Source organism: Clostridium tepidiprofundi DSM 19306, from assembly GCF_001594005.1.
GTDB classification, from domain to species: Bacteria; Bacillota; Clostridia; order Clostridiales; family Clostridiaceae; genus Clostridium_AC; species Clostridium_AC tepidiprofundi.
The window spans coordinates 1-8,947 of record NZ_LTBA01000059.1 but is presented as its reverse complement, the minus strand read 5'-3'; the positions used below and the strand labels follow the sequence as shown (position 1 = coordinate 8,947).

Annotated in this window: 9 protein-coding genes and 1 pseudogene; 1 reads left to right on the top strand and 9 read right to left on the bottom strand. The window is 27.5% G+C overall.

All coding sequences use genetic code 11. From position 1 onward, the window contains the following. A pseudogene (locus CLTEP_RS12530) lies at positions 1-442 on the bottom strand (transposase); the annotation flags it as partial. A 537-nt stretch (positions 443-979) separates the two neighbouring features. On the opposite strand from CLTEP_RS12530, the gene CLTEP_RS12525 reads away from it, so the two are divergent. Next, the gene (locus CLTEP_RS12525) at positions 980-1,216 is read left to right on the top strand and encodes a hypothetical protein (RefSeq protein ID WP_066827222.1); all 237 of its coding nucleotides are present in this window, start codon (positions 980-982) and stop codon (positions 1,214-1,216) included. A gap of 46 nt (positions 1,217-1,262) precedes the next feature. Here CLTEP_RS12525 and CLTEP_RS12520 read toward each other — a convergent pair whose 3' ends face one another. From CLTEP_RS12520 to CLTEP_RS12485, 8 genes are all read right to left on the bottom strand, one after another. Next, entirely contained in the window at positions 1,263-2,726 is a 1,464-nt protein-coding gene (locus tag CLTEP_RS12520; RefSeq protein ID WP_066827220.1) for an undecaprenyl-phosphate glucose phosphotransferase, read from the bottom strand. A 60-nt stretch (positions 2,727-2,786) separates the two neighbouring features. Next, positions 2,787-3,650: a glycosyltransferase family 2 protein gene (locus tag CLTEP_RS12515; protein ID WP_066827218.1), complete on the bottom strand. Its 864-nt coding sequence runs from the start codon at positions 3,648-3,650 to the stop codon at positions 2,787-2,789. Between the two features lie 57 nt (positions 3,651-3,707). Beyond that, on the bottom strand, positions 3,708-4,685 hold the full coding sequence (locus tag CLTEP_RS12510) for a glycosyltransferase family 2 protein (protein WP_066827216.1): 978 nt from the start codon (positions 4,683-4,685) through the stop codon (positions 3,708-3,710). A 93-nt stretch (positions 4,686-4,778) separates the two neighbouring features. Beyond that, positions 4,779-5,171 carry a GtrA family protein gene (locus tag CLTEP_RS12505; protein ID WP_066827211.1) on the bottom strand — a complete coding sequence of 131 codons (393 nt, stop codon included), beginning with the start codon at positions 5,169-5,171 and terminating at the stop codon, positions 4,779-4,781. Then, positions 5,140-6,156 carry a glycosyltransferase family 2 protein gene (locus CLTEP_RS12500; RefSeq protein ID WP_066827209.1) on the bottom strand — a complete coding sequence of 339 codons (1,017 nt, stop codon included), beginning with the start codon at positions 6,154-6,156 and terminating at the stop codon, positions 5,140-5,142. The genes CLTEP_RS12505 and CLTEP_RS12500 overlap by 32 nt, the downstream gene beginning before the upstream one ends. A gap of 104 nt (positions 6,157-6,260) precedes the next feature. Next, on the bottom strand, positions 6,261-7,358 hold the full coding sequence (locus tag CLTEP_RS12495; RefSeq protein ID WP_066827207.1) for a DegT/DnrJ/EryC1/StrS family aminotransferase: 1,098 nt from the start codon (positions 7,356-7,358) through the stop codon (positions 6,261-6,263). 11 nt (positions 7,359-7,369) lie between these two features. After that, complete coding sequence (locus CLTEP_RS12490; protein WP_066827205.1) at positions 7,370-7,777, bottom strand: sugar 3,4-ketoisomerase; 408 nt, start codon at positions 7,775-7,777, stop codon at positions 7,370-7,372. A 67-nt stretch (positions 7,778-7,844) separates the two neighbouring features. Then, a complete protein-coding gene (locus CLTEP_RS12485) occupies positions 7,845-8,645 on the bottom strand; it encodes an acyltransferase (RefSeq protein WP_066827203.1) in 801 nt (266 codons plus the stop codon). Positions 8,646-8,947 lie beyond the last annotated feature (302 nt).

Here is an 8,947-nt window from a genome sequence, read left to right as displayed (position 1 = left end):
TTTTATCAACTCTTGTAAGACATTTATCACAACATTTTTTTGTGCTTTCAAATAGCTCTACACCATCTATTGCAACAACCTTTAACCCATCTATAGTACCACCTCTAAAAACCTTATTTTTTATAGTAGTTTTAATTATATGACTATGAATTCCTTTTAATCCATCTAAATCAAAACCACTGAAACACCGCCTGACAGAGTCAATGCGTGGAGTTCTAGTTTTTTTAGGTAACACTTTTTTAAATTTACCTTTTTCAAGCCAATGGTCTAATCTATTGAAACTTCTTATTTGAAGCATAAATCCAAATAAAACAATAAAAGCAATTGTTGAAATTTTTACTTCTGATTTTACTCTTTTATCTTTTAAGGTATTGATTTTTTCACCTATATGGTATACCTTATTAGTATAGGTGAGTAATTGTTTCAAATAACTCTTGCTCATTTTATCAGCATCCTTTTTGTGTGAATTTCTAAACAAAACTATTATAAAAAGGATGCTTTTATTTTGCAACTTTTTTCTCTATAATTTCCAGTAAAAATCGGAAAATCTCATATTTCCACTGATTATTCTTAAATTCTTATAAATCAATGGGCTACCAACCTAAAAAATTTTTAAGTGCTAAACTTCTGTTTATAGAATACTATATACATATCCTAGCAAACTTAACCTTGTAATTTTTCCCAAGGGTCTGACCCCTAGCGAGGGAGCTTGCGAACGAGCTTTTTCCAAAAGAATCCAAGGCTAAATAAAAACTGGCTTATTGGTGATTTTTCTGGTAAACTATTTTTATGAGACATAATTTCACTCCTGTTGTTAAAGTTTGTATTCAAAATAATTTATACAACAAAAAGTGAAATTTGTCTCTATTTTTTATGAAATTATTTAATTGTAAATATATGTTATGAAATTTTCTCAACTATAGCAAATAAACAAAATAAATTTGACAAAGAATTTGAGGACATAGAAATAAAATATGATATGGATGCTTTATTAGAATTGTTTTGGGGTAAAAGAATTAAAAGTGGTAAATTTTCAAAAGAAACCTCTCAATGGTTTTTCGAAAAATTAAAAGAAAAAGATAGTGTCAACCCCCTAGCCGTATATAACTTAATTAAAGACGCTATAGAAATTGAACTTTTTGAACATAAAAACAAAGAAAATAATTGTACAGATAGGTTAATTTCATTTGAAACTTTAAAAAAATTATTCGAATAACTACTACACCCCAGTAATGGAAAATTTTGCACCCCTGGGGTGTTTTTTAGTATGCATTTTTGTTGATGAAACCTCTGAATACTGTGTACCACATTATTTTTATATCAAATTTCATATCCCAATTTTCAATGTAATAAATGTCGTATTCTATTCTTTTCTTTATAGAAGTATCTCCTCTTAAACCATTCACCTGCGCCCATCCTGTCATGCCTGGTCGAACCTGATGTTTTACCATATATTTAGGAATTTCTTCTTTGAACTTTTCTACAAAATAAGGTCGCTCCGGTCTTGGCCCTATTAAGCTCATATCACCTTTTAAAACATTGAATAGTTGTGGTAATTCATCAATGCTTGTCCTTCTTATAAAGTTACCAAATTTAGTCTTGCGAGGATCGTTTTTAGTTGTCCATTCTGTTCTTTCGTCATCTTCATTCTGAATTTTCATTGAACGGAATTTATACATTATAAATTTTTTTCGATTCAAGCCCACCCTCTCCTGTTTAAATATTATAGGTCCAGGAGAAGTCAGTTTTATAGCAATCGCAGTTGCCAACATTATAGGAGAAAATATCATTAAACAAATCATAGAAACCACTATGTCAAAAGTACGCTTTATAGCCCTATTAAGCAAATTATCTAATGGTACATATCTCGTATTTATTATAGGAAGTCCATCTACCTCCTCCACATAAGGTTTAGCAGGTATATACTTATAATAATCGGGAATAATCTGAGTTCTTATTCCACATTTCTCACAACTTTGAATTATATTCCCTAATTTATCGTATTCCTTTAAATTCAACGTTATAAATACATCATCAATATCCCATTTATTTAGATAATATTCCAATTCTGAAATTCTTCCAATTATTTCAACATCACTATCATTAACAATGCCAACATTTGCAGAATTAATTGATGCAGCGGCTGCTTGTTCATGTGCAATTTTATATTCTTCATAATAATTATCATCTAATATTCCAACAACATCATAACCCCATTCATGATGAGCATTGATGCGTTTTATAAATTCTTGTGTTAATTCACTATATCCCACAATAATGATATGTTTAATATTATATCCCGATCTTCTAAGTTTTCTCAATAAAATCCTTACTGATAACCTTTCAAGTGTAGATATCAAAATATTCAATATACCAAAAATAAACAACAAATATCTCGAATAGTTTATTTCCTTTATAATATACAAATATAGTATAAAAATCATCATTCCAAGAACGTTAGCTTTTATCAGATTTGTAAACTCACTAAAAATACTTTTCATTCTGCGTGGTGTATAAAGCTTAAATAAATTGTAGACAACTAAATATATCGGCAAAATAACTATTACTGGTCTTATATACTGATTAAATGGCAAATAACCACCTTTCACAGTTATTAACCCCATTTTAAATCTTACAATCCATGCCAAAATAAGAGATATTAAAATACAAATACCATCTAATAGAACTTGTACTTTATTTAAAATTCTTTGATTTTGCTTTATCATTTTAACACCCACTTTTTAGTGATATATACTACCTAAGGCATTTTCAAATACCTAACTTGTTTATCTTCTCTTGAAAACATTTCTTATTAATGTTAATACTAGTTTTAGCATTATTCCAATATAAACAAGAATTGTTATAAGAAAACTATATTTTTCCCTATAATGTTTATTATAAAATATATACATTGCTCTATGAAATTCATATATAGTCTTAAAAGGCTTTTTACTACTGCTTGCCCCTTTATAATGAATTATATTAGCTTTTGGATAATATACTACCTTATATCCTGCTTCTTTTATCCTATAACACCAATCAATATCTTCACCATACATGAAAAATGTTTCATCTAAAAGTCCAACTTTTTCTATAGCCTCTCTCCTAACCATCATAAAGGCACCCATTACTGAATCTACTTCATTTATTTCGTCTTCATTCAAATGGCTTAGAGTATATTGAGTATACTTCTCATTATTAGGCCAAAATTTATTTAATTTTAACATATAGTACAATGAAGCCTGTGGTGTTGGAAATCCTCTTCTGCAAGCATGATCTAGCTCACCATTTTTCAGTACAACTTTGCAACCAAGTACACCTGTATATTTGTGCTTGTCCATATAGTTTACACACTGTTCAAGACAATTATCCAAAACTACCGTATCAGAATTCAAAAGAAGCACATATCTACCTTTACTTTCTCGAATTGCAACGTTATTTCCTTTTGAAAAACCCAAATTATCATTATTTTCTATAAGCTTTATTTGAGGAAATACTTCCTTCATCATCTCAATACTACCATCATGAGAATTATTATCCGATACTATTATTTCATATTTTATATTTTTAGTTGTTTTTATAACAGAATCAATTGTTTGTTTTAATAAATCTTTTGTATTGTAATTTACTATTATTACCGACAAGTCCATTGTTGTACCCCTTTAAGAGAATATATTAAGTGAACTTAACATATTTAATTCTTATATTTAATTTGAATTATCTAATTTAAGCTTAAATAACACATATTTTAAAAAATTTTTTATTAATTCAATCTCTATTCTAAAATAATTTATGACATTTTTTACTCTAAATTTCGTTTTATTAATCATCTTCAGACTTTTAAAAGCTTCTTTTGTTCCACCTAAATATATTTTACCATAACCTTTAAATATAAAAAACAAAAGCTTTATTACATATCCAATTAACAAAAACGGAAAATTTATTATCAGCTGAACAATTGGCATGTTTTTATATACTAAATATATATTATTTCTTGATGCCAATTTAACTTTGAACGAATTATATTTGCTTCCTGTAGTAGCACTTCCAATGTGATAAACCTTTGCTTTACTACAAAATTTATTCTTATATCCATGAATTTTAGCTCTGTAACTTATATCCACATCTTCTAAATAAGCAAAAAAATTTTCATCAAAATATCCAATCTCTTTAAATACGCTTTTTCTGTAAATCGCAGCTCCTGCACAAGAGCTGAAGACCAGCTTATTCTTATTATAATTATAAACTGGTCGTCCGTCTCCTCTTTTATAAGCCCATCCCAATATACAGTATTCATCTCCAGCATCATCTATTTTATCCTTTTCATTATACCTAATCATTTTACTGCATACTGAAAATATTTTGTCATCTTTATCTATACAATTCACCAAATTTTCAAGCCAATATTCATCCACAACTGTATCATTATTCAGTAGAACTACAAATTGACCTTCCGCAGATTTTATTCCTTGATTTACGGCAGTACTAAAACCATAGTTCTCATTATTCTTAATTAACTTTATTTCAGGATAACTGCTTTCTATTATGCTACAACTATTATCAATAGATGCATTATCAACTATTATTATTTCAAAGTCTTTGAAAGTTTGAGTGTATAATGAATCTATACACTCTTTTATATATTTTTCGCCATTGTAATTTGGGATTATTATTGATGATTTCATTCTGATTTCCTCATATTACCTATTATTTTTTTCTAAATGCACGTATTTATATCACATCAAAATTTTTTATCTTAATCAAATTCATTACTTACATTACTTAAAAGTCCAAACTTTATTTATAATATAATTATATACCATATTAATAATAACTACTGGCAATTGTGCTATCGCCTTGTCTATTTTAAAAGTATTAACCATAATATACAATAAACATAAATTTATCAGTAAAGATGATAGATATGTAGAGAAAAATTTAACTGCATTTAATATATTTTTAGTCTTATTGAATACATATTTTGAACTAAGGATATATCCATTAAAAATACCAGCTATGTATGCTAAAGTACTACTAACTAAATAATTAACATTAATCTTTAACAATAGCCAATAAATTGTTAATGATATTACAGTATTGGTTACACCAACTAAAGCAAATTTAATAAAACTACTATATTTACCCAATATCGTTTTCAATAATTTTATCATCGTCTAAACAAATCTCCTTATGTACTAAATCACATCTAACATCATTTTTATTGATTTTATTATGGAATCCAACCTTTTTATCAATTATAAAAATAGGTCTTTCTCTAGTAGCATCAAAATTTCTCCACAAATATTCTCCAATTATACCCAAAGTTATCAATTGAACACCAGATAATAATAAAATTACAATCATTAAAGATGTCCATCCTTGAACTGGTATATCATTTAAAACCTTATTCATAAAAACAACAACTGCAGATATAAAACCCACAAAAGAAATTAAAACTCCAAAAACAGATATAAATTTTATTGGGAAATAAGAAAATGCTAAAAATGAATCTATAAATAATTTCATTTTTTTAGAAAAAGTCCATCTGGATTTTCCTATTTCTCTTTTTTTCCTAACATAATAAATTTTTTCTGTCTTAAACCCACTCCAAAGTATTTGTCCCATTATTGTGGAATTTTTCTCCTTCATGTTATTAAGTACATCTACTACCTGCCTATCTATCAAAAAACAATCAAATCCACCTTCTGGCATATTAGGTAAAGCAATTTTTTTCATCAATTTATAATAAGTATTAGATAATTTTTTCTGAATCCATGATTCTTCTCTATCCTGCCTAACAGCTAAAACTACTTTATTTTTTTCCTTCCATTTCTTAAACATACTTAAAATTATTTCCGGAGGATCTTGCAAATCAGCAGATATTACTGTTACACAATCTCCCGTTGCATAACTTAATCCTGCTAAAATAGCAATATGCGACCCAAAATTTCTAGATAATTTGATTATTTTTATCCTATTATCTTTTTCTCTTAATTTTAACAGTTCCTTGTATGAATTATCTCCTGAACCATCATCTACAAATATTAATTCAACTTCAAACATATCGGTATTTATAACTTCTTTAATCTTAGGATACAAATATGGAATATTTAACTCATTATAATATACTGGTATAACTATAGATAATTTGTCCATTTAATTATCACCACTTTCAAATGTTAATGCATTTTATTTGTTATCCACAATACATAATAGTAATTAACGTAAAAACCCAATTTTATAATTATATAGCATTTAATTTATTTATAAGCATTAATTTTATCAATAACATATTGAACTTCTTCATCTTTCATGCCATACCACATTGGTAAACTCAAAACTTCATCTGCAATTTTTTCAGCAATTGGGAAATCTCCTTTTTTGAAACCAAGCTCTTTATATGCAACTTGTAAATGCATAGGTATTGGATAATGTATTAAAGTTCCTATTCCATTTTCTTTCAGATAATTTTGAAGCTTATCTCTTTTTTTAGTTCTTACAATAAAAACATGCCATATTGAATCTGAATAATCTAAAACATAAGGTAATACTATATTGTTATTTTTTATACTATCCAAATATATTTTAGCAATTCTTTTTCTATCATTATTCCATTTATCAAGATATTGCAATTTTACTCTTAAAAATCCAGCTTGTAATTCATCTAACCTTGAATTAAACCCTTTATATAAATTATGATATTTTTTATCAGAACCATAATTTCTTAGTACTCTTACCCTATCTGCAAGTTCTTTATCATTTGTTGTAATCACCCCAGCATCTCCTAATGCCCCTAAATTTTTACCAGGATATAAACTAAATCCTGCTGCATCCCCAAGACTACCTGTTTTCATACCTTTATATAATGCACCATGAGCTTGTGCAGAATCTTCAATTACCTTTAACCCATATTTTTTAGCAATCTCATTTACAGGATCCATATCAACTGCTTGTCCATAAAGATGTACTGCTATAATTGCTTTTGTTTTTTTTGTGATAGATTTTTCAATAAGTTTAGGATTAATATTGTATGTATTTATATCAGGTTCAACAAAAACTGGTTTTGCACCTACATAAGATACCGCTAATGCTGTAGCTATATATGTATCTGAAGGTACAATAACTTCATCACCTTCTCCAATTCCATACCCCTTTAAAATTAATGTTAAAGCCTCTAAACCATTTCCAACACCTACACAATATTTAACTCCACAATATGCTGCGAACTCCTTTTCAAACTCGTTAACTTGTTCCCCTAATATATACCAATATGAATTATAGACTTCCAAAAATTTTTTTGTAATTTCTTTTTCTATTTCTGAATGCATAGGTTCAAAATTTAAAAACGGAATATTCATTTTCAGCCCCCCTAAAATATTTTCTTTGCCTCTTCTAAATAAATATCATAATTCCTAATATAATCATTTTCATCAAAGTAATCTGATGTAAGAACTAATAATACGGCATCCTCAGAATAATCAAATTGTTCTCCCCACACCATTGGTCCAATCATTAAGCCTTTATCAGGACTGTCTAAAACAAATATTTCTTCCTCATCGGGTATTTTAACTTTTACTTTTACTGACCCATGTACACAAATCAATGTTTGATATGTTTTCCTATGTGCATGATGTCCTCTAACTTCTTCGTTGGGTACTCCATATATATAAAATATTCTCTTTATTTCATAAGGAATATCATATGTACCCTCAATCGGTGTTAAATTTCCATATTTACTTGATATATCTTTAAATTTAACCAATGAACAATTATACATACATTACCTCCATCTCAAACTTTCTTATACACTTTAATATAAAAATTAGTAAAATTATATTATAATTTTAAATACTTAAACCATTATACCAAGTCTCATAATCTGAGTCTTTCCAAGGCATTCCCCTTTTAAATGTATACCTCCAAGGATATACTTGTTCGCCAGTAAACTTATTTTTTATTTTTCTTACAGAACAAATCTCTTTTGCTGGGTTTCCAACTGCAACAGTCTCCTTTGCAACATCTTTTGTAACTATTGCTCCTGCCCCTATTAATGCATCTTCATGTATATGTACTCCTGGTAAAAGAACACTCCTTGCTGCTATTATAGCAAAATCTTCAATTGTCACCCCTATAAGTTTATCTGAAGGAGGTGTAGGATCATTAGTTATCACAACATGCGGAAATATCCATACATAATCATTAATTTTACTTTCTTCACCTACAAAAACATTACTATGTATACTTACATAGTTACCTATACTGCAACAATGTTGTATATCTGATAATGTACCAATTTTTGCATTATTACCAATTTTAGTATTTTCTCTTATAGTAACTTTATGACCACTTTGAAAGTTATCCCCTATTATTGTATCGCCATATATAACATTTTCTGTCCTAATTAAAGCATTTTCTCCAATAATCAATGGATGAGCTTTATTAACTTTATCCTTATAAAAATCCATCAGATATTCACCTAAAATACTCCTTGCTCCTATAAAACTCCCTTTTCTTATATGAACATTATCTCTTATTATGCAACCATAGTCTATGTATACATTATCTTCTATAATTACATTTTCACCAATTATTACGCCTTCTTTTATAACTACATTATGACCTAATTTTACTGTAGAATTAATCATATAAATCCTCCCTAATAGTATTTTCAATAAAATTTTGAATCATTAACTGAAACGATAAACAACTTATTCACATAAATTTTATACAAACTATTATTTCCCAAAACTTTTTTTCATGAGGGCACTAAAATATCAAATATTTAAAATTATTAAATATCTTAATTTGAATTCTTTGTTGAAACAAAAGATAAAATTTTTCCAATCATAAATATATTCATACCAAATTTCTTGTTAAATGCTACCCAGTATAATAAACCAAAAGTAAAATTATTTGTAAAATTAAAATGTTAAATATACTATTTAAT